This window comes from Ruegeria sp. EL01 (assembly GCF_900313035.1).
Lineage (GTDB): Bacteria > Pseudomonadota > Alphaproteobacteria > Rhodobacterales > Rhodobacteraceae > Ruegeria.
This window is the reverse complement of sequence record NZ_OMPS01000048.1, coordinates 175499-197409: the sequence shown is the minus strand read 5'-3', so window position 1 is coordinate 197409 and position 21911 is coordinate 175499. Positions and strand designations below refer to the sequence as shown.

Annotated in this window: 20 protein-coding genes; 12 read left to right on the top strand and 8 right to left on the bottom strand. The window is 57.3% G+C overall.

Annotated elements, in window-relative coordinates:
* Positions 1 to 73 precede the first annotated feature (73 nt).
* The 6 genes from D9K61_RS25125 to D9K61_RS25100 all read left to right on the top strand — a co-directional run bounded on the left by D9K61_RS25125 (position 74) and on the right by D9K61_RS25100 (position 6737).
* The gene (locus tag D9K61_RS25125) at positions 74 to 523 is read left to right on the top strand and encodes an isoprenylcysteine carboxylmethyltransferase family protein (RefSeq protein ID WP_120635942.1); all 450 of its coding nucleotides are present in this window, start codon (positions 74 to 76) and stop codon (positions 521 to 523) included.
* Between the two features lie 129 nt (positions 524 to 652).
* On the top strand, positions 653 to 2224 hold the full coding sequence (locus D9K61_RS25120) for a Re/Si-specific NAD(P)(+) transhydrogenase subunit alpha (protein ID WP_120635941.1): 1572 nt from the start codon (positions 653 to 655) through the stop codon (positions 2222 to 2224).
* Positions 2225 to 2237: 13 nt separating this feature from the next.
* Positions 2238 to 3692: an NAD(P)(+) transhydrogenase (Re/Si-specific) subunit beta gene (locus D9K61_RS25115; protein ID WP_120635940.1), complete on the top strand. Its 1455-nt coding sequence runs from the start codon at positions 2238 to 2240 to the stop codon at positions 3690 to 3692.
* A gap of 94 nt (positions 3693 to 3786) precedes the next feature.
* Positions 3787 to 4143: a VOC family protein gene (locus D9K61_RS25110; RefSeq protein ID WP_120635939.1), complete on the top strand. Its 357-nt coding sequence runs from the start codon at positions 3787 to 3789 to the stop codon at positions 4141 to 4143.
* A 108-nt stretch (positions 4144 to 4251) separates the two neighbouring features.
* Positions 4252 to 5529: a DUF3422 family protein gene (locus D9K61_RS25105; RefSeq protein WP_120635938.1), complete on the top strand. Its 1278-nt coding sequence runs from the start codon at positions 4252 to 4254 to the stop codon at positions 5527 to 5529.
* A gap of 50 nt (positions 5530 to 5579) precedes the next feature.
* On the top strand, positions 5580 to 6737 hold the full coding sequence (locus tag D9K61_RS25100; RefSeq protein WP_254055869.1) for an MFS transporter: 1158 nt from the start codon (positions 5580 to 5582) through the stop codon (positions 6735 to 6737).
* A gap of 8 nt (positions 6738 to 6745) precedes the next feature.
* Here the strand turns inward: D9K61_RS25100 and D9K61_RS25095 are convergent, their stop codons facing one another.
* From D9K61_RS25095 to D9K61_RS25085, 3 genes are all read right to left on the bottom strand, one after another.
* The gene (locus D9K61_RS25095) at positions 6746 to 7726 is read right to left on the bottom strand and encodes an ABC transporter permease (RefSeq protein WP_120635937.1); all 981 of its coding nucleotides are present in this window, start codon (positions 7724 to 7726) and stop codon (positions 6746 to 6748) included.
* Positions 7719 to 8726, bottom strand: a complete 1008-nt coding sequence (locus D9K61_RS25090) for an ABC transporter permease (protein ID WP_120635936.1) — start codon at positions 8724 to 8726, stop codon at positions 7719 to 7721. The genes D9K61_RS25095 and D9K61_RS25090 overlap by 8 nt, the downstream gene beginning before the upstream one ends.
* Before the next feature lie 93 nt (positions 8727 to 8819).
* Positions 8820 to 10526 carry a peptide ABC transporter substrate-binding protein gene (locus D9K61_RS25085; protein WP_120636189.1) on the bottom strand — a complete coding sequence of 569 codons (1707 nt, stop codon included), beginning with the start codon at positions 10524 to 10526 and terminating at the stop codon, positions 8820 to 8822.
* A 283-nt stretch (positions 10527 to 10809) separates the two neighbouring features.
* On the opposite strand from D9K61_RS25085, the gene D9K61_RS25075 reads away from it, so the two are divergent.
* The 5 genes from D9K61_RS25075 to D9K61_RS25055 are packed head-to-tail and all read left to right on the top strand — an operon-like array spanning position 10810 to position 17379.
* Positions 10810 to 12630, top strand: coding sequence for an ABC transporter ATP-binding protein (locus D9K61_RS25075; RefSeq protein ID WP_120636188.1), 1821 nt, complete (start codon positions 10810 to 10812; stop codon positions 12628 to 12630).
* Positions 12631 to 12635: 5 nt separating this feature from the next.
* A complete protein-coding gene (gene argE / locus D9K61_RS25070; protein WP_120635934.1) occupies positions 12636 to 13802 on the top strand; it encodes an acetylornithine deacetylase in 1167 nt (388 codons plus the stop codon).
* A gap of 43 nt (positions 13803 to 13845) precedes the next feature.
* Positions 13846 to 15012, top strand: a complete 1167-nt coding sequence (locus D9K61_RS25065) for a M20 aminoacylase family protein (RefSeq protein WP_120635933.1) — start codon at positions 13846 to 13848, stop codon at positions 15010 to 15012.
* A 17-nt stretch (positions 15013 to 15029) separates the two neighbouring features.
* On the top strand, positions 15030 to 16193 hold the full coding sequence (locus D9K61_RS25060; RefSeq protein ID WP_120635932.1) for a M20 aminoacylase family protein: 1164 nt from the start codon (positions 15030 to 15032) through the stop codon (positions 16191 to 16193).
* 22 nt (positions 16194 to 16215) lie between these two features.
* Entirely contained in the window at positions 16216 to 17379 is a 1164-nt protein-coding gene (locus D9K61_RS25055) for a M20 aminoacylase family protein (protein WP_120635931.1), read from the top strand.
* 80 nt (positions 17380 to 17459) lie between these two features.
* On the opposite strand, the gene D9K61_RS25050 is transcribed toward D9K61_RS25055, so the two are convergent.
* Positions 17460 to 18749, bottom strand: a complete 1290-nt coding sequence (locus D9K61_RS25050) for a 3-deoxy-D-manno-octulosonic acid transferase (protein ID WP_120635930.1) — start codon at positions 18747 to 18749, stop codon at positions 17460 to 17462.
* A gap of 1 nt (position 18750) precedes the next feature.
* The gene (moaA, locus tag D9K61_RS25045) at positions 18751 to 19758 is read right to left on the bottom strand and encodes a GTP 3',8-cyclase MoaA (RefSeq protein WP_120635929.1); all 1008 of its coding nucleotides are present in this window, start codon (positions 19756 to 19758) and stop codon (positions 18751 to 18753) included.
* Positions 19759 to 19848: 90 nt separating this feature from the next.
* Here moaA and D9K61_RS25040 point away from each other — a divergent pair, with 90 nt between their 5' ends.
* Positions 19849 to 20271: a hypothetical protein gene (locus D9K61_RS25040; RefSeq protein ID WP_120635928.1), complete on the top strand. Its 423-nt coding sequence runs from the start codon at positions 19849 to 19851 to the stop codon at positions 20269 to 20271.
* On the opposite strand, the gene D9K61_RS25035 is transcribed toward D9K61_RS25040, so the two are convergent.
* Genes D9K61_RS25035 through D9K61_RS25025 form a run of 3 tightly spaced genes read right to left on the bottom strand, consistent with a single transcriptional unit; the run spans position 20259 to position 21908 of the window.
* Positions 20259 to 20945, bottom strand: a complete 687-nt coding sequence (locus D9K61_RS25035) for a DNA alkylation repair protein (protein WP_254055868.1) — start codon at positions 20943 to 20945, stop codon at positions 20259 to 20261. The genes D9K61_RS25040 and D9K61_RS25035 overlap by 13 nt on opposite strands.
* 6 nt (positions 20946 to 20951) lie before the next feature.
* Positions 20952 to 21494: a pyridoxamine 5'-phosphate oxidase family protein gene (locus tag D9K61_RS25030; RefSeq protein ID WP_120635927.1), complete on the bottom strand. Its 543-nt coding sequence runs from the start codon at positions 21492 to 21494 to the stop codon at positions 20952 to 20954.
* Positions 21495 to 21536: 42 nt separating this feature from the next.
* Positions 21537 to 21908 (bottom strand): hypothetical protein, encoded by a 372-nt coding sequence (locus tag D9K61_RS25025; RefSeq protein WP_120635926.1) that lies wholly within the window; start codon positions 21906 to 21908, stop codon positions 21537 to 21539.
* Positions 21909 to 21911 lie beyond the last annotated feature (3 nt).

Genomic DNA, 21911 nt, shown 5'->3' with positions numbered 1-21911 from the left:
CGCTCTGAAAGCGATAGGACATCGCGCAGAAGCGACATGTGCCGGTGCGTGTCGCCATCCATGGGGACGATGCATGCATCGGATCGACATTCCGCCTGTCTGGCTATTGGGGTTTGTTCTTCTGGCGTGGCTACAGGCCCGCTTTCTGAGTTTTGGATTGTCACTGGAAGGCGGAGCGACCGATCTTCTCAGTGGCGTTCTGATTGGTGGCGGCATCTTGATCGTGGTCATGGCGGTTGTCGAGTTTCGTCGGCACCAGACCACCGTCATCCCGCATGAAACGCCGACGGCGCTGGTGCAATCAGGCATCTACAAATACAGCCGCAACCCGATTTATCTGGCCGATATCCTGATCCTGGCCGGGCTTGTGTTGCGGCTGGACGCCGTGCTGTCATTGATTTTGGTGCCGATCCTTGTCTGGCTGCTCGAGCGCCGCTTTATACTGCCAGAAGAAGACCGTCTGCGCCGTACATTTCGCGTGGGTTTCGCCCGATACGAACGTAAAACACGCCGTTGGATATAGGGTGTTTCATGCTGTGACATCACGTAACGATTGCTGCGCTTGCGAAATAATGTTGCGCAAGATACATCTTTGCTTAACAAACAATACCGACCACCCGCTCAGCCAGAGTGATAATTAGGGGGACTGCCAGTGAAAATAGGCACGCCAAAGGAAATATTGGACGGTGAAAACAGGGTCGCGATGACCCCGGACTCCGCCGTGCAACTGCAGAAACTGGGCTATGATTGCGCCATTGAAAAGGGGGCCGGACAAGCGGCGGGCTTTTCAGACGCGACTTACGAGGCCGTCGGCGTCGAGATCGTCAAGACCGCAGCCTCGCTGTGGAAATCGGCTGACATTGTAGCCAAGGTTCGGATCCCGACCGAGGCCGAGATGAAGCGGCTGACCAAGGGCAAGACACTGATTTCCTTCTTCAACCCGGCTGGGAACGAAGAGGGGATGGAGCTGGCCAAGTCCAAGGGTGCCAACGTGATCGCCATGGAGATGGTGCCGCGTATATCCCGCGCACAGAAGATGGACGCGCTGTCCTCAATGGCCAATATCGCGGGCTACCGCGCGGTGATCGAGGCGGGCAACAACTTTGGCCGCTTCTTTACTGGTCAGGTGACGGCGGCTGGTAAAGTGCCGCCTGCCAAGGTGCTGATTGTCGGTGCTGGCGTGGCTGGTCTGGCAGCGATCGGGACATCGACCTCGCTGGGTGCGATTACCTATGCGTTCGACGTGCGCCCCGAAGTGGCCGAGCAGGTCGAGTCGATGGGTGCAGAATTTGTCTATCTTGACTTCGAAGAAGAACAGCAGGACGGCGCGGCCACCGGCGGTTATGCTTCCGTCCAGTCCGATGAGTTTCGTGAAGCCCAACTGGCCAAGTTCCGTGAACTGGCACCAGAAGTGGACATCGTCATCACCACGGCACTGATCCCCAATCGCGAAGCGCCCGAGCTGTGGACCAAAGACATGGTCGAGGCAATGAAGCCGGGTTCGGTCATTGTTGACCTTGCGGCTGAAAAGGGCGGCAACTGTAAGCTGACCGTTGCGGATGAGAAGATCGTGACCGACAATGGCGTGACCATCATCGGCTATACGGACTTTCCCAGCCGGATGGCATCGCAGGCCTCGTCGCTTTACGCCACCAACATCCGCCACATGATGACGGACCTGACCCCTGAAAAGGACGGTCAGATCAATCATGACATGGAAGATGACGTGATCCGCGGCTCGACCGTGACACACCAAGGCGAGATCACCTTCCCGCCACCGCCGCCCAAGGTGCAGGCAATCGCGGCACAGCCAAAGGCCGAGGTGAAAGAGCTGACGCCTGAGGAAAAGCGGGCGCAGGAAGTCGCGGCGTTCAAGGCGCAAACCAAACAACAGTTTACCCTGCTGGGGGTCGGCGGCGTGCTGATGCTGCTGGTGGGGCTGATTGCTCCGGCCAGCTTTATGCAGCACTTCATCGTCTTTGTGCTGGCCATCTTTGTGGGCTTCCAGGTGATCTGGAACGTCAGCCACAGCTTGCACACCCCGTTGATGGCGATCACCAACGCGATCTCGTCGATTATTATCGTTGGCGCGCTGATGCAGATCGGATCGGGATCGTTCCTGGTCATTCTGCTGGCGGCGCTGTCCGTCTTCATGGCCGGGATCAACATCTTCGGCGGCTTCCTCGTAACCCGGCGCATGCTTGCCATGTTCCAGAAATCTTAAGGAGGCCGGGCACATGGATTATGGCTTCACTACCGCCGCCTACGTTGTTGCGGCTGTCCTTTTCATCCTGTCCCTTGGCGGGCTGTCGAACCAGGAAAGCGCCAAGCGCGCGGTGTGGTATGGCATCGTTGGTATGGGACTTGCGGTCTTTGCTACGCTGGTTGGTCCCGGGTCTGGCATGTGGCTGCTGTCACTACTGCTGATCGCGGGCGGTGGCTTTATCGGCCAATACGTCGCGAAACGCGTACAGATGACCGAGATGCCTCAGCTTGTGGCCGCTATGCATTCGCTGGTGGGTCTGGCGGCTGTTTTTGTGGGCTTCAACGCGCATTTCGAGATTGGCAATGTGGCTCAGGTCATGGCCATAGTGGATTCGGCCAATCAGGCGGACCTGTCTGATCTGGGGGCTTTTGCCAAGCTGATCGCCAAGAAAACCCCGGCTGAGCTGGGCATCCTGCATGTGGAACTGTTCCTGGGTATCTTCATTGGCGCGATCACCTTTACCGGTTCGGTCGTGGCCTATGGCAAGCTGGCAGGCAAGGTGACATCTGTCGCGACCAAGCTGCCCGGGGGCCATGCGCTGAACGCAGCGGCGGCCACCATCTCGCTGATTTGCCTGATCTGGTACACCGCGTCGGGTGGGTTCTTCCCGCTGTTCCTGATGACGCTGGCAGCGTTGTTTATCGGGTATCACCTGATCATGGGCATCGGCGGCGCCGACATGCCGGTGGTTGTGTCGATGCTGAACAGCTATTCCGGCTGGGCGGCGGCGGCGATTGGTTTCTCGCTGGGCAACGACCTGCTGATTGTGGTCGGTGCGCTGGTTGGTTCCTCAGGTGCGATCCTGTCCTACATCATGTGTAAGGCGATGAACCGCCACTTTGTCAGTGTGATCCTGGGCGGCTTTGGTGGCCCGCAAGGTGAGCAGATGGCTGTCGAGGGCGAGCAGATCGCAATCGAAGCCGACGGCGTGGCTGCGGCCCTGAACGATGCCGACAGCGTGGTTATCATCCCCGGTTACGGCATGGCCGTGGCGCAGGCGCAGCAGTCGGTGTCCGAACTGGTGCGCAAGCTGCGGGCGCAAGGCAAGAACGTCCGCTTTGCGATCCACCCGGTTGCCGGTCGTTTGCCGGGTCACATGAACGTTTTGTTGGCCGAAGCGAAGGTGCCGTATGACATCGTTCTGGAAATGGACGAGATCAACGACGACTTCCCGGATACCGATGTGGCCATTGTCATCGGGTCCAACGACATCGTGAATCCTGCTGCACAGGAAGACCCCAACAGCCCGATCGCCGGCATGCCGGTTCTGGAATGCTGGAAGGCCAAGCAGGTCTTTGTGTCTAAACGCGGTCAGGGCACCGGATATTCCGGCATCGAAAACCCCCTGTTCTTCAAGGAAAACACCCGCATGTTCTATGGCGACGCCAAGGCCTCGCTGGACAAACTGTTGCCGATGATCGACTGATCTGGGCCTGATACCCTTTGGAAAGGCGCCCCAAACGGGCGCCTTTTCTGTTTTTGCCAACACTGAGGTACCATGCGGTCACAGGAGGTGTCCGATGGAAAAAGTAAATGGCATAGGCGGAGTTTTCTTTCGCGCTCGCGACCCGCAGGCGTTGACGCAATGGTACGAGACGCATCTGGGCGTCCATCACTATGATCCGGTTCCGTGGAAACAGCGCGAGGGCTACACAGTGTTTACCCCCTTCGCGCAGGACACCGGCTATTTTGGTCGAGACGAACAACAATGGATGATCAACTTTCGTGTTGATGACCTGGAGGCCATGACCAAACAATTGCAAGCGGCCGGGATCACCGTAGAAACCAACCCCGAGTGGGACAGCGAAGTCGGGAAATTCGCCCGCATCCATGATCCCGAGGGCAATCCGATCGAGCTCTGGCAGCCAAATCAATGAGATAGCGTGCCTTGTATACCGTTGTATCCATGTAAGTCACTGAAATAAAATGATAATTGATGTCTGCCGTGCATGCCGTATAGTCCGGGGAATTGAACGGAGCGACCAATGACACCGATCCAGGACCACCCGCTGCGCTATGCGCTGGCCAATGAATTGCATGCCCGCCCTTTTCCGGTTGCGCAGATGCCCTGCACGGTCGTGTTTTTGGCAATCAAAAAGCCCGAGCAAGCGGTAGGTCGGGACAGAAGTGACGATATCGCCCATCTGACGGACCTGTTGGACCGCCACGGTGCGCCCCATCCGCAACCCGGTGCGACGCATTACGCGGGACAGATCGGGCGCCACTGGCTCAAATGGGAACAACATACCGAGTTTGTCACGTACACCGCGATCACAAATAACGTCAGCGAGCGTGCGTTCAATCCCGCTGATTTCGAGGTCTTTCCGCCAGACTGGCTGATTTCCAGCCCTGGACAACGGGTAACTTCGGTTTTGATGCGTGTTGTGCCATGTCCCGATGACGATCAGATCAACGCGTCTCTGACAGATTGGTTTGAACCGGAAAGCCTGGCAGTCTCCCGGGTGCTGGATGACACTGCCACCTGCGCCAGCGATTTTCGCATCGATCCGGCCGGACACATGCGGTTTGCAATGTTCGTCTCGGAAGGGACCGGCGAACGGCGGATTGGTCGGATTATCCAGAGGTTGTGTGAGGTCGAGACCTATAAGGCAATGTCCATGCTCGGGTTCGCGCGCGTCAAAAGCCTGACAGAACGCATTAGCGAGTTGGATCAAAAACTGACGGAGCTGATGATCGAAATGATCGACGACACCAATCGTCCCGATGATCAGTTGCCGCAACTGCTCGCAATTTCGACCGAGTTGGAGACATTGTCTGCCCGCAATGCATTTCGGTTTGGCGCAACCGGGGCATATGAGGCCATCGTAAATCAACGGATTGAGGTTTTGCGAGAAGAGCGCTTTCTTGGCAGGCAGAGCTTTGCCGATTTCATGATGCGCCGGTATGACCCCGCCATTCGTACCGTGAAGTCCACGGAAAGGCGCTTGCAGACGCTCTCGGATAGGGCAATCCGTGCAGGTGATCTGCTGCGAACGCGGGTGGATGTTGAGCGTAGCGCCCAGAACCAGGCGTTGTTGGAAAGCATGGATCGCAGGGCCGATCTGGCGCTGCGTCTTCAGCACACAGTCGAGGGCTTGTCTGTCGTGGCAATCAGCTACTACGCGGTCTCGCTGGCCAGCTATTTGCTCTATCCGTTGACGGCGGTCGGGATCAGCAAAGGTATGCTGTCGGCGGCCGTCACACTTCCGGTGGTGTTGTTGGTTTGGGGCGCAATCCGCAAAATACGCAGCCGTTTGGAGTAAGACCGTCTTGCCACCGGCATCGACCTTTGTAGAAGTGGTCGGACTTGTCGGTGAAAAAGCTGAGGTTTCCTGTGATCAGTGTTGCATCTGCATGGCGGGCGGTGGCTGCCATGTTCATTCTGAACGGTGCGCTGTTCGGTATTTGGGCGTCTCGTATTCCTGCCGTTCGCGATCACCTGCAATTGAGTCACGAAGACCTCGGCTATGGTCTGCTGTTTATGGCGGCGGGGGCGGTCTGTTCTTTCCCGGTGACTGGGCGATTGACTGACCGGTTTGGTGCAGTTGCCATCACCCGGATCATTGCCGTGCTTTACACGTTGTCTTTGGTCTTGTTGGCCCTAGCGGATAGCTTTGCAGCCCTAGCGGCTTTTCTGTTCGTTTTCGGAGCGTTTCACGGGTCGATGGATGTGTCCATGAACGCTTGGGGGGCAGAGGTCGAGCAGACCTATGACAAGCCGTTGATGTCGTCCTTCCATGCGATGTGGAGCTTGGGCGCTGGCTTGGGCGCGGTCAGTGGGTTTGTTGCGGTGCAGTTGCAGTTGACGGTATTTCAGCACTTTCTGGTGGCTGGTTGTGTCGTCGTCATGCTGGCTTTGGCGATGTCACGGGTGCGCTGGACATCGCGTCGCTCGACCTTGTCGCAAGGATCGGTTTTTGCGTTGCCCTCTGGTGCGTTGATCCTTGTCGGGTTCACAGCGCTGTGCGCCGCGCTGGGTGAAGGCGCTGTCGCAGATTGGAGCGCCTTATTCATGCGCGATGTGACAGGATCCGCTGAAAGTGTTGCGACCTTGGGCTATGCGGTGTTCTCGGTTGCGATGGTGGTTTGCAGGCTTGCCGCAGGCGTGGCCATCGCGCGGTTTGGACCGGTTGCGTCGGCGCGTTTTGGTGGTCTCTGTTCGGCCTTGGGTGTGTTCTTCGTTGTCTCTTCGGGCAGTGTGTCTCTTGCTTTGGTCGGATTTACTCTGATGGGTGTTGGTTATGCCGTGATCATGCCATTGGCATTCAGTCGGGCAGCAAACGACCCCAATGTTCCGCCCGGTCAGGCGATCGCCAGTGTCGCGACACTTGGATATGGCGGGTTGTTGATTGGGCCACCCTTGATCGGATTTTTGGCCGAGCTTTTGACGCTGCGGATGGCCTTTGCAGTTCTGCTACCGCTGGCCGTTCTGATCACAGTGTGCGCCGGCGCGCTAAGGCGCGCCGACTGAGTTTTAGTTCACCGTCCGCGAATGCGCGGATCGAGCGCGTCGCGTAGGCCATCGCCCAGATAGTTGACGCTCAGCACCGTCAGCGAGATTGCGAGGCCGGGCCAGAATACACGTTCCGGGTATTGCTGCAGATAGTCGACACCATCGAACAGCAGCCGTCCCCAGGTCGGGAAATCAGGCGGGAAGCCTAGCCCAAGGAAAGACAGGGCGCTTTCCGTAATGATCGCCGTGGCAATCCCCAGCGTTGCCGATACCATGATCGGCGACAGCACGTTGGGCAGAATGTGCCGCGTAATGATCTGGCTGTTGCTGGTGCCGATGGACCGAGCGGCCAACACGAACTCTCGCTCCTTGATGGCCAGCACATCACCCCGCACGATCCGCGCCGTTGGCATCCATGAGGTGATGCCGATGGCGCAGACAATCAGGATGAATATCCCACGCTCCAACCCGAATGCAGCAGACAAGGGCTCGCGGAACAACAGCATCATCACCAGCAGCAAAGGCAGCAGGGGCAAAGCCAGGAACAGATCCGTAAGGCGCATCAGCGGACCATCCAGCCGCCTGAAGAACCCGGCGACAACGCCGATGAAGGAGCCCAGGAACAGGGCCAGTAGCATTGCGGTGATGCCCACGGAAACCGATGTTTGGCCACCAGACATCATGCGGGCCATGATATCGCGCCCCAACTGATCGGTGCCAAAGGGATGCGCAAAGCTAGGCCCTTGATTTCGAGACCGGATGTCGATCTGTGTCGGGTCGATCGTCCAGAGATATGGTCCAAGGTAGACAGCAGCGACGATGAAGATGAATAGAACCGCCCCCAACATCGCGCCCTTGTGGGTTTTGAACTGATCCCACACATCGCGCCATTGGCTGCGGGGTGGGGTTGCCAGTTCCTCTAGCACGTCGGCCGTTGGCAGGGCCGTTGATGCCGGGGCAAGTCCTTCATCGGGGATCAGCGTGTCTGAATGATTGTGATCAGTCATAGCGAATCCTCGGGTCCAGAATGCCGTAGAGCACGTCGGCTATCAGGTTGAACAGCACGATCAGCACGGCAAAGATGAAGGTCAGGGTTTGAACCATCGGCAGGTCGTTGGCCTGAATGGCACCAATTAACAACTGGCCAATACCGTTCACCTTGAACACCTGCTCGGTGATGATGGCCCCGCCAAAGATGGCAGGAATTCCCAGCGCGATCACGGTGACCACAGGGATCATCGAGTTGCGCAGGACGTGCACCATGACCACGGTGTATTCGCTCAGACCTTTGGCGCGGGCGGTGCGAACATAATCTTGATTGAGGTTGTCCAGCATCGACGCGCGCATGAACCGGCTGAGCTGCGCGGTGATCTGTAGCGCCAAGACCATGACCGGCATGATCATCTGTTTCAGCTGTAGTACAAAACTGTCCCAGCTGTTCACAACAAGGGTGGTGTCATAGATTGACGGGAACCAGCCCAGTTGGACCGAGAAGATCACAATCACCAAAACCCCCGAAAAAAACGGCGGGACCGAGAAGCCAATCATCGACACAAATGTCCCCATCTGGTCGAACCAGGAATACTGGCGGTAGGCGGAATAGATGCCGATGGGCAGGGCGATCAGGATGGCCACCACATACGCCGTGCCAACAACCCACAATGTCTGTGGGATACGCTGAACCACGATGTCCATAACGGGTGAGCGGGTCTGCCACGAAATCACACGCAGGTCACCTTCGGAGAAGGTTGTACCGAACATAGCGTCGACCAACACTTGCGGTTCAATCCAGAAGAACTGCACGATCCATTTCCAGAACCGGATATGCATCGGCTGGCCGAGGCCAAGCGCCTCGCGCATCTTCTCTTTGACTTCGGGTGGAACGGTAAGTGGAACCTGCGCCATCGGATCGCCGGGTGCGAGTTCGAGGAGCAGGAAGATGACGAGGCTGATGAACAGAAGCGTCGGAACGGCCAGTATCAGTCGTCTGATTGTAAAATTGAGCATTAAGAGGCGCCTTTATATGCGTCTTCTTGTTGGAGTGGTGTGCAAAGGACCGCGCCCCGAAATCGATCGGGGCGCGGAATTGCAACTTGGCGTTTAGGAACCGGTCTTACGGTACCAGTCGGCTGCGTTCCACAGCTCGCTGTCCCAAACGTTCAGGATCACGCCACCCAGTGTGTTTGCGTGTGCTGACAGACGACCACGGTGTACCAGCGGGATCATACCACCGTTTTCGACCATGATATCGTTCAGCTGCCGTGCGATTTTCGCACGCTCTTCCGCACCTGCAGTTTCAGCCAACTGGGCATGCAGTTTATCGTAATCTGCGTTGCAGAAACGGCTGATGTTTTCACCTTGCCACTGGCTTTCCGGCTTTGGCGCTTTGTCGCACAGGCCGTTACCCAGATAGGATTGCGGGTCGGTGCCGTTGAAGGTGTTGGCGTACATTTCAACGTCAGCATAGAACTTCTGGAACGTGTCGGGCGAGCCCGGATCACCACCGAAGAAGACAGATGCGTTGAGGTTACGCAGTTCGGACTCGATGCCGATCTGGCTCCACCATTCCTTGACCAACGCCTGGAAGTCCTGACGGACTGCGTTAGTCGACGTCTGGTAGACGATCTTCAGCGGAACACCATCTTTTTCACGCACGCCGTCGCCGTCGGTATCGACGATGCCAGCATCATCCAGCAGCTTCTTCGCGCCTTCGATGTCTTGCTTGTCACAGCTGAATGTGTCCGAATTCACCGCAGCCGGTGCCGGAACCCAGTTACAGGTGACCTGACCCGCTTGACCGTAGCCGATTTCCACCAGCAGCGGACGGTCGATCGCTAGCGACATTGCTTTGTAAACAGCCGGGTCCGTCAGGAACGGGTGCGGGTGCTTGGCCGTCGAACGCTCACCTTCCGGCAGGTCGGGCGACGGGTTGGTCTGGTTCATCATGATACGCTCGACCAGCGGGCCGAAGCCTGCGACCGGAGTACCTTTGCCGCCTTCCTGCATCTGCTGGATCACTTCAGGTGCCAGCTGCAGGTTCCAGGCATAGTCGAACTCGCCAGTTTCCATAACGGCGCGGCCAGCTGCGGTTGCATCGCCGCCACCTTTGAAAGTCAGCGTCGCGAAGGCCGGTTTTGCCGGATCACGGTAGTTCTCGTTGGCCTTCATCGTGATCACGTCGTTCGGCTTGAACTCGGTGACGACAAAGGGGCCAGTTCCGATCGGGTTGAAGTTTTCGGTCGTGCACTCGGGGGCTTTCGCGCCCATGCAGTTTGCGAATTGTGCCGCCTGAATGATTGGGCTTTCACCACCAACGAAGGGTCCGTATGGGAACGGGGTTGGTGCGTCGAACGTGACCTTAACGGTCAGATCGTCCACTGCCTCAACCGAAGTTACGCCTTCGAACTTGGTCACCTGCGCACAGCCGCCTTCGGGGTGCATGCAGTAGTCAGCAGTGAATTTCACGTCCGACGAGGTGAACGGCGTACCGTCCGACCAAGTGATTCCCGGCGCGATTTTCCAGGTGATCGAAGTCAGATCTTCGCTGACACCACCGTTCTCAACGGTCGGAATCTCGGACGCAAGGAAGGGCACCATGTTGCCGTCTTGGTCGTAACGCGCCAGAGGCTCGATCACCAGCGAAGCCGATTCCACGTCTTTGGTGCCACCCGACAGAAACGGGTTCAGGATCGATGGGGCTTGCCAATAAATAATGCTGACATTGCCGTCCGATCCGCGCTCGGCAAAGGCCATTGGGGCCATAGCCGTGCCGGCGATCGCACCAAGCAAAAGGGCTTTGATTTTCATCATACACTCCATGTTGGACACTTGCGTGTCTCGATTTCTTCCGCAATGCCTGCGGATTTGGCGTTGCCGAAAGGGGAGTAAGATCCTGATTTTGAATCGCAAATTCAGGCCGCATTCTGATGATGCCGTATTCTCCCCAATACGGTTACGCCTGGTATCGAAACAGAACTTTGGAAAATTGCAAGAGTTGCTGTTGCGAAAAGGTGCAACCGATTTGACTTTCCCGGTATTGCCGCCTTAGCGTCAGGCATTCGAAAAGAAAGCTGCCAAGGGGAGCATGTGCGTGCTGGACCAACCGATTGCACAGATAAAAAAACTTCGTGTCGAGTTTCAGACAAAGGATGGCCCGGTGGTTGGGGTCGAGGATGTCTCGTTTGAGATAAATCCTGGCGAAACCGTTTGTATTGTTGGTGAATCCGGGTCGGGCAAATCGGTCTCGTCGCTGTCTCTGATGCGGCTGGTCGAGTTTGGAGGCGGCGAAATCGCAGGCGGCGAACTGATGTTCGACCGGCGCGATGGCGAAGAGATGGACCTGTCCAGGGCCGATCAGGATCTGATGAAACAGATTCGCGGCAATGAGATTGGGATGATCTTTCAAGAGCCCATGACAGCCCTGAACCCGGTTTTCACAGTAGGTCGGCAGCTGACCGAAGGTCTGCGCATCCACAAAGATATGTCCAAGCCCGAGGCCGAAGCGCGCGCATTGGAGCTTTTGCGCCAGGTGCGCATCCCCGAGCCGGAACGACGCATGAAGCAATACCCACATGAACTGTCCGGCGGGATGCGACAGCGGGTTGTGATTGCAATGGCGATGGCGTGCGAGCCGCGCCTGCTGATTGCGGATGAGCCGACCACAGCGCTGGACGTGACCATTCAGGCAGAAATCTTGGCGCTGATGGACAGGCTCAAGCGGGAAACGGGCACCGCCGTTATGTTCATCACGCATGACATGGCGGTGGTCGCGCAAATGGCCGACCGAGTCGTGGTTATGTATCGCGGCAACAAGGTCGAAGAAGGTTCCGTCAAAGAGATTTTTGAGAGCCCACAGCACGATTACACCAAGGCCTTGCTGGCGGCCGTGCCAAAGCTAGGTGAGATGCAGGGTAAAGCAGCACCCGAGCCGATGAAGCTGTTGGGCGTGGAGGGGCAGAACATCGCGCCGATCCCAGGCACCGAAGAGGTTCTGCTAACGGTCAAGAACCTGACGACGCGTTTTTCGGTCAAAGGTGGATTGCTGCGCCGGACCATCTCGAATGTTCATGCGGTCGAGGATGTGTCGTTCAAACTGAACAAAGGGCAGACGCTAAGCCTTGTGGGCGAATCCGGGTGCGGCAAATCCACGGCTGGCCGGTCCATCCTGCGTCTGGTCGAACCTTTGTCTGGCGAAGTCGATCTGGATGGCTTGGACATCATTAAGCTGGATCAGAACGGGCTGCGCAAGGCGCGGCTGGACATGCAGATGATCTTTCAGGATCCCTTCGCCTCATTGAACCCGCAGATGCAATTGCTGGACCAGGTGGCGGAACCGATGCGCAACTATGGCGTGGCCTCGGGGTCAGAGCTACAGGACCGCGTGGCGCAATTGTTTGACAAAGTGCAACTGCCGCGCAGTTTCATGCGCCGCTTCCCGCATGAAATGTCAGGCGGTCAGCGACAGCGAATCGCGATTGCCCGCGCTTTGGCGTTGAACCCAAAACTGATCATCGCGGATGAGGCTGTTTCGGCTCTGGACGTCTCGGTGCAGGCGCAGGTTCTGAACCTGATGATGGAGCTACAATCCGAGTTGGGCTTGTCCTATCTGTTCATCAGCCACGATATGGCCGTTGTGGAACGGGTCAGCCATCATGTCGGTGTCATGTATCTGGGCCGCATCGTAGAACTGGGACCGCGTGCCCGTGTGTTCGAGAACCCGCAGCACGCCTATACTCAGGCGCTGATGAAAGCGGTGCCGATCGCTGATCCGAATAAGCGGAAATCGGAGAAGGATCTGAACTTCAAACCAATCCCGTCTCCGATCCACCCGATCGGGTACGAGCCAGAGCCGTCGGAATACCGCGAGGTTGAACCGGGGCACTTCATTCTCACCACTGACAGCGGGTACTAGATCCGATGGCACAGCGTCTGACGCCGCTTGAGATCATGACCAAGCTGATCTCATTCCCGACGGTGAGCCGCGACAGCAACCTGCCTTTGGTGGATTGGGTTGAAGGGTATTTGCGGGACCACGGGATCACATCGCATCGCTGGCCGGACCCGGAACAACCGCATAAGGCGGCGCTGTATGCGCATGTCGGACCTTGGAAAGAGGGCGCAGTTGTTCTGTCTGGTCACACGGATGTGGTGCCGGTGGACGGGCAGCCATGGGATACCGATCCGTTTTTGGTGACAGAGAAGGACGGCAAGTATTTTGGGCGCGGCACATGTGACATGAAAGGTTTTGATGCCCTGGCCATTTGGGCCTTGGTCGAGGCGCACTACGCGGATGTCAAACGCCCATTGCAACTGGCGCTCAGCTTTGATGAAGAGGTCGGCTGCACCGGCGCGCCGCCCATGATCGAGGCGATGCAGGACGTCTTTCCGAAAGGGTCTGCCGTGATCGTTGGGGAACCGTCGATGATGCAGGCGGTGACCGGTCATAAGGGTGGCTTTGGCTATGACACCCATATGGTCGGCTTCGAAGTTCACAGCTCGATCATGCACACAGGCGTCAACGCCATTATGGAAGCTGCCCCTTTGATCGACTGGGCCAACAAGCGAAACGTCGAAAACCGGGTGGCTAGGCCAAGTGATATTGCGGCGGTCTTTGATCCGCCGTGGACCACCTGCCACGTGGGGACGATTCAGGGCGGAACGGCCCATAATATCACCGCCAAAGATTGCCGTTTCATGATGGATTTCCGGGTCGTGCCGGGTGAAGAAGCCAGCACATGGCGAGATGCCTATCTGCGGCAGGTCCGCAAGGCCGAGACACAGATGCAAAAGGTCCATCCGGAAGCCCGCATCGAGGTTTCCGAGAATTTTGCTGTACCTGCCTTGGTGCCGGAAAAAGAAGGTGAGGCCGAGGCTTTGGTGCGCACCCTGACCGGCGACAATGCCAGCCATGTCGTCAGCTATGGCACGGAAGCCGGACAGTTTCAGGAGGCAGGGTATTCCGCCGTGATCTGTGGACCGGGTGATATCGCGCAGGCGCATCAGCCGAACGAGTTCATTTCAATTGCTCAGTTTGACTCTGGTCAGACCTTCATGAAACGTCTTGTGCCCAGGTTGGCCGCATAGCCTGCTTCATATGTTTATCAGATAGCTACGTGGGGAACTTAAATTGCCGGTCAAAAACAGACTTGCCGAAATGCATGACGAGATCACCAAGTGGCGTCGCCATCTGCATGCTCATCCTGAGCTGATGTATGACGTCCACGAAACCGCCGCGTTTGTTGTTGATCGCTTGAAAGAGTTTGGCGTCGACGAGATCACTCCGGGCATTGGAAAAACCGGTGTCGTGGCCGTGATCCGTGGGCGTCAGGATACGCAAGGCCGCGTGATCGGTTTGCGTGCGGACATGGATGCGCTGCCGATCGAAGAAGCGACCGGATTGGACTATGCCTCGACTGTATCGGGCAAGATGCATGCTTGCGGCCACGATGGACATACATCCATGCTGTTGGGCGCGGCGCAATATCTGGCTGAGACCCGGAATTTCGATGGGGCAGCCGTATTGATCTTTCAGCCCGCTGAAGAAGGCGGTGCGGGCGGTCTGGCCATGTGCCAGGACGGGATGATGGATCGCTGGGGCATTCAGGAAGTCTACGGTATGCACAACATGCCGGGAATGCCGGTCGGAGAATTTGCGATCCGACCCGGGGCGCTGTTGGCCTCTTCTGATGAGTTTGAGATTGTTGTTACCGGCAAGGGGGGGCACGCTGCCGCGCCGCATGATGCGGTCGATACAACACTGGTGGCTTCTCATATCGTGGTGGCTCTTCAATCCGTTGTGGCGCGCACCGTTGATCCGATTAAGCGCGTTGTCTTGACGGTGGGCACGTTTGAAACCGACAGCTCGGCCTCGAATGTCATTGCGCATACGGTGCGCCTTTTGGGTACGGTAAGAACGCTTGATCCAGAATACCGCACCATCGCGGAGGAGAGGGTGCGCAGGATCGCAGAAGACACGGCCTCGGCCTTTGGGGCTGCGGCAACGATGACGTGGACGCCCGGCTACCCGGTGACAGTGAATTCAGAGGCGGAAACGGCGTATGCGGCTGAGGCCGCCGCTGCAGTAGCAGGCAAGGTGACCGATAACACTGATCCCATAATGCCGTCCGAAGATTTTGCCTACATGCTTGAAGAACGGCCCGGAGCCTACATCTTTGTAGGCAATGGGGACACAGCCATGTGTCACCACCCGGGATACAATTTTGACGACAACGCGATTCCCGCCGGCTGCAGTTGGTATGCCGAGATTGTGGAACGACGATTGCCCGTCGCATAAAATACAGGGAGAATGACATGCCGATCAAGAACCGCCTCGCAGAAATGCACGAAGAAATCACCGGCTGGCGGCGTGACATTCATCAGCATCCGGAGATCCTTTACGACACGCACCGCACCAGTGCTTTGGTTGCCGAAAAGCTGAAAGAATTCGGCTGTGATGAAGTCGTAACCGGAATTGGTCGTACCGGTGTGGTCGGTGTGATCCGGGGCAAGGCGGACACGCAAGGCCGTGTAATCGGTCTGCGTGGCGACATGGATGCGCTGCCGATGCAGGAACAGACCGGGTTAGATTACGCCTCGCAAACTCCAAACGCCATGCATGCTTGCGGCCATGACGGCCATACCGCGATGGTTCTGGGGACGGCCAAGTATCTGGCCGAGACTCGGAATTTCGACGGAACCGCAGTGGTGATCTTCCAACCTGCCGAAGAAGGCGGGAACGGGGCCGAGGCCATGTGCAAGGACGGCATGATGGATCGCTTCGGCATTCAGGAAGTATATGCCATGCACAACGTTCCGGGTGTTCCCACGGGTCAGTTCGCCATCCGCTCGGGGCCCTTGCTGGCGGCGGCGGATGAGTTTGAAATTCATCTGGAAGGGCGGGGCGGCCATGCGGCGAAACCCCATGACACCGTGGATACAACCGTGATGTTGTCTCAGTTGATTGTTGCGTTGCAAACCGTGGTGTCGCGCAATGCGGACCCGATCCAGCAGGGCGTTTTGTCGGTGACATCTGTCGAGACATCCTCGAAAGCGTTCAACGTGATCCCTCAATCGGCCAGCGTGAACGGAACGGTGCGAACCCACTCCAATGAGATGCGCGACCTGATCGAAAAGCGCCTGCAAGAGATTTCAGATGGTGTTGCTGCAACCATGGGTGGGACTGCAACTGTCACCTATAAGCAAGGCGTTCCAGTGACGATCAATGCCGAGGAACAGACGGGTTATGCCGAAGAGGTCGCGATCTCGGTCGGCGGTAGCTGCGACGAAGCGCCGATGGTGATGGGCGGCGAGGATTTTTCCTTCATGCTCGAAGAGCGCCCGGGTGCTTTCATTATTTTGGGCAACGGCGACAGTGCGGGGCTGCATCACCCGGAATATAATTTCAACGATGAGATCATCCCGATCGGATGCTCGTGGTTTGCCGAAATGGTCGAGCGCCGGATGCCGGCAGCTTGAAGTGAATTAGGAGAGAGAAGACATGCCCGTTAAAAACCGTTTTGCCGAGTTGCAGGATGAAATCACAACTTGGCGACGTGACATGCACGAAAACCCCGAGATCCTGTTCGATACTCACCGCACCAGTGCTTTGGTGGCCGAAAAACTTAAGGAATTTGGCTGTGATGAGGTGGTCACAGGGATTGGTCGTACCGGTGTGGTAGGTGTGATCAAAGGCAAGGCTGATTCCGCTGGGAAAGTCATCGGGTTGCGCGCCGACATGGATGCACTGCCGATCCATGAGGCCACGGGCCTGGACTATGCCTCAAAAACACCCGGTGCCATGCACGCATGTGGCCATGACGGGCATACCGCGATGTTGTTGGGGGCAGCGAAGTACCTGTCCGAAACCCGCAATTTCGATGGTACTGTTGTTGTGATCTTCCAGCCCGCCGAAGAAGGCGGCGGCGGTGGTCGCGAGATGTGCGAAGACGGCATGATGAACCGCTGGAACATCCAGGAAGTCTATGGAATGCACAATTGGCCGGGCAAACCGGTCGGCAGTTTCTCGATCCGCCCCGGCGCATTCTTTGCGGCGACGGATCAGTTCGACATCACGTTCGAAGGGCGTGGAGGCCACGCAGCCAAGCCACACGACACCGTGGACACCACAATCATAGCGGCCAAAGCGGTTCTGGCGCTGCAAACGATTGCGTCGCGCAACGCTGATCCGATTGATCAGGTTGTGGTCTCGGTCACGTCGTTCGAAACCTCATCAAAAGCGTTCAATGTGATCCCGCAGACCGTGCAGATCAAAGGCACCGTGCGTACCATGAGCAAGGACATGCGCGACATGGCCGAAAAGCGCATCAACGAGATCTGTAACGGCATCGCAGCCACGTTTGGCGGCACTGCGGATGTTACTTATATCCGGGGCTACCCGGTCATGGTGAACAGCGACGAACAAACCGATTTCGCCGCGGATGTGGCGCGTTCAATCTCGGGCAATTGCGAAGAGGCGCCGTTGGTGATGGGTGGCGAGGACTTTGCCTTCATGCTCGAAGAGCGCCCTGGCGCCTATATTCTGGTTGGCAATGGTGAGACGGCGATGGTGCACCATCCTGAGTATAACTTTAACGACGAGGCCATTCCGGCTGGGTGCAGCTGGTGGGCAGAAATTGTCGAACAGCGGATGCCAGCGGCGTAGTGACGGCTTAGGGAAGCGACGGGCCAGCCCCTCGCGCTCGTCCGGATACTTTTAGCCAGATAAAGTGGGGCTTGTTTGCGTCAGGTGAGGTCCAGACGCTCGCACAGCGTATCAATGACCACATCCATGGCGTTTTCTTGTACTTTAACGCAGGCACCCGCAGCTGACTGAGCATTACTGAGCGCTGTTTCGTCGCTCAGCCAGCCGTCAACAGTCGAGCTGAGTTCCAAGGCAGAATGAACCTCGATTGCGCCGCCACTTTTGACCAAGGGCGCGAATGTTTCCGCGAAGTTGAAATAGCCTGGACCGGTGATGACGGCCGCACCGGCCTGCGCAGGTTCAAAGGGATTGTGGCCGCCGATTTCCTTCAGTGATCCGCCGAGAAATACAATTGGGCAAAGTGCGTACCAGGTGCCGGTTTCGCCCAGCGTGTCGGCGACATAGACCTGGGTCGTTTCAGTGATGGGGTCTGTGGCGGTGCGGAAAGACGCCGTCAGTCCGGTCTGTTTCAAAATTGCAGCGATATCTTCGCGGCGGTCTGGATGACGTGGGATTAGCAACAGCAGGAGATCAGGCCAGCGTTCCAAAAGCCGCGTGTGCGCGGCCAGAACCGTTTCTTCTTCCCCATCATGGGTAGAGCTGGCAATCCAAAGCGGCCGTCCTGAGATTTCTGAGCGAATGCCGTCGACCACGTCCTGATCCACAGGCAAAGGATCGGACATGGCCTTGAGGTTGGTGCCGGGTTGGACGTGCCCGGGGTTCGCCCCCAAGCCGATCAGGTTTCCGGCGGTCTTGTCGTTCTGAGTTAGAAACAGGCGGAAGCTGTCCAGAATGAAACGCGCAGTTTTAGGACGTTGCGCCCAGCCTTTCACGGATTTTTCGGACAGGCGCGCATTGAGCAATGCCAATGCCACGCCACGCCGGGCGCTTTCTACGATCAGGCGTGGCCAAATCTCGCTTTCAACAAAGATACCGGCGTTTGGGCGCCAATGGTCCAGAAAGCGTTTCACGGGTCCGCCGGTGTCCAACGGTGGGTATTGATGCCGCGTACGTGGGGGCAGGCGCTTTTCGATCAAGGCTGCGGACGTCGGCGTGCCCGAGGTGATCAGGAAATGCGTGTCAGGCAGCCTGTCCCCCAGATGTTTGATCAGGCTCAGCACCGACAGGCTTTCGCCGACACTGGCGGCGTGAAACCAGATCAGGTGACCATCGGGGCGGGGAAGGGACGCATGGCCCAAGCGTTCGCGCTGACGGTTGATTGGCACTTCTGCGGTTTGGAGCTTCTTTTGTACGGTGCGCCATGCAAGTGGCGCAACAAGCGAGGTCAGGCCGCAGTACAGCCGATACAGCAGCGTCGGGTGTTCAGGCATCTCAGCCGCCTGTATGGCTCATGTGGCGGCTCATCTGACCGTCGATCGTTTGACGCGAATAGTCGAAATCATGCCCCTTGGGCTTGAGGTTGATTGCCGCGCGAATTGCGTCTTCAAGCGGTTCTTCCGTATCGAGGTGATCCCGCAATGGCGCACGCAGGTCAGCCATGTCTTCCTGCCCCAGGCACATGTAAAGCTCACCGGTGCAGGTCAGGCGCACGCGGTTGCAGCTTTCACAGAAATTGTGGGACAGGGGAGTGATAAAGCCGATTTTCTGACCGGTCACTTCAAGGCGCACATACCGCGCAGGGCCACCGGAGCGTTCGGCCAGATCGCTGACCGTATAGTGGTTTTCGTACTCAGCCCGCACGTCTTTGAGGGACCAGTACTGATCAAGACGATCTTCGTTGCCGATATCGCCCATGGGCATAACCTCGATCCAGGTCAGATCCATATCGCGTTCGGCGCACCATTCGGTGATCTTTGGCAGCTCGGGTTCGTTGAAGCCTTTGAGCGCCACAGCGTTGATCTTGACGCGCAATCCGGCTTTCTGCGCTGCGTCGATGCCATTCAAGACCTGTTTCAGGCGACCCCAGCGCGTCACGCGGCCAAACTTGTCGTCATCAAGCGTATCCAGTGAGACATTCACCCGTCGCACGCCTGCTGCATAAAGCTCATCGGCAAAGCGATGCAATTGCGACCCGTTGGTGGTCAGCGTTAGTTCTTTCAATGCGCCGCTGTCCAGATGGCGGGTCATGGCATTGAAAAACGTCATGATATTGCGGCGCACTAATGGCTCGCCACCGGTAATGCGCAGCTTCTCGACGCCCATTTTGACAAAGGTTGAACACATGCGGTCCAGTTCTTCCAACGTCAGCAGGTCTTTCTTCGGCAGAAAGGTCATGTTTTCGGACATGCAATAGACGCAGCGAAAGTCGCAGCGGTCCGTGACGGAAACGCGGAGATAGGTGATGGCGCGTGCGAACGGGTCAATAAGCGGAGCTGTCATTCGACATAGGTAAAGCTGGAACCCTTCCGCGACAAGAGTGAACTGCGCTTTGGGCTGGTACAGATGCGCACAGGGTTGTAGGTTTCAGACATGAGATATGTGCTTTTGATATCATGTGTTCTGCTTGGCGGCTGTGACGCAATTCGGTCCACTACAGACCGCGTGTTCGGCAAAAGCGAAGCAACCGACGAAGCTACGCCCGCCGTTGTCGAGGCTGAATCAGAAGTGCCTGAAGCCGCGCCCGTTTCTGCGTCTGCCGGTTGGGTCGGGGCCAAGACAACCATTGCTGGTCTAGGCGATCCGACCACCCTTGGCCGCTGGATGCAGACACCGCTTGTCGATGCCGAGGTCACTGCGCGGGTCGTTGTTCCGAAAACCGGTGCGCAGGCTTACATCACTCTGGTTCCCGCGCCGGGACCGGACGGTGGCGGAAGCCGATTGTCGGTGGATGCGATGCGGGCGCTATTGGTGCCATTTGACGAGTTGGTCGAGGTTCAGGTCTACGTCGATTGACCTTTCAGGTACTTGCCTGCTTCGCGGCGGGCAAAGGGCTTCATGGCGTCACCCTGGTTTTTTAGAAATGTGATCACACGCTCCGGGTCGTGTTTGGACAATTCGCGCAACCACCAGGCAATTGCTTTCTGAATGAACCAATCACGATCCTGCACATAACCCGCAGCCCAGCCGAGCACCCGATCTCGATGCAGTAACTCATCAGGTTTTGGATGATTTTGTTTGGTCCAGGGCAGGGTGGCCACCAGCGCCGCCCGGCGGGTCCACATATGATCTGACGTTGTCCAAATCTCGACCTGATCCAGGCGGGATGGGTCGGTGGTCAGTCGTTTTTGCATGGCCATGCAGGCGTGATCTGCGACCGCCCAAGCGTCGAAATCCGGTAGCCAGCTTTGCAGCAGATCCCACACCTCTGCATCAGGGCGGATGCGTGCTTGGGTTAGCAGTTTTGCTGCAGCGAGGCGCGCCTCGTGGATGTTGGTTTTCCAAAGCGCATCCGCGAGTTCCACGCGCGCTGGCACGTCCAACTCTTGCCGCCACGCTTTGGTTAAGTCATTCAGAACCGGGTTTGCGACGCCCAGATGGGGACGATCCACCTTGTGGTACGCCGCCATCTGTTCTGCACGCTCAGGGTCGGCATGGGCTTTGATCTGGTTCAGATACGGGTCCATCATGGTTCGCTAGACCGAAACGCCGGTGGGTTTGCCGTCGATTGTGTGCTGGTTTTTCTCAACCCAATAGGCACGAATATCGTCATCCGATTTGCCATCCACCCATTTTTGCATCGTGTCCCGCTCGGATTGGTACTCCATGAACGGAACCGCGTACCCGCAAGAGGTCTGCACCAGATCGACGCTCAGGTCGTAAATCTGCCGCGCACTACGATGATTGGGGAAGTGATGGGAAAATTCAGCCCAATCCTCATCCCCCGCCTGGATCATTCGGGCCGTGCCATAGGTGCGCAGGATCAGCGGGCGGGTGGTGAACGAGCACCACATCAACGTCATGCGATTGACGTCCAGCAAATGTCCGGCAGTTTCATTGCCGCTGCCGGTCAGGTTCATCCACATAATCCGGTTCGGCCCCAGAACCCGCAGTGAATCCATACCTTTGGGTGAGATGTTGACACGTCCGTCAGTACCGGCAGAGCCAACAAAGAACATGTGTTGGTCTTCAATAAACTTCTGGTGTGCGACATCGATTTGCAGGAATTGCTTGGCCATTAGGCTCTCCACCGTGACTGTCAACTTCGGAGCGGCTGCGCCTCAGATCTTGCGACCCATGTCCGCTTGGTACCGGGTCAGAAGCGTGTCCAGATGCTTTGGATACGTCTTGTAGCCAGTAAAGACAAACGGATCACCATCTTTTGGGGCCTGAGTGGTCTGTTCGCGGTCCCAGCATCTGGCCCAGTCTTCCAAATGTTCTTTCAAGTCCTGAAGGCCCGCAGCCAATGTGTCGTCTGATCCAAAACCCTCCGCTGCGATCAAGTCGAGGATGGCTTGATTGTTTTCTCTAAGCTTTCTGGCATGAAGGAACGCTCGCCCATTGCTTAGGTACTGCTCGTATTCCTGTTTCGAGCTGCGCATCAGGCGCAAAAGGGTCTGGATGTCAGTGTCGTTCCAGTTGTTGGTCCCCACCTA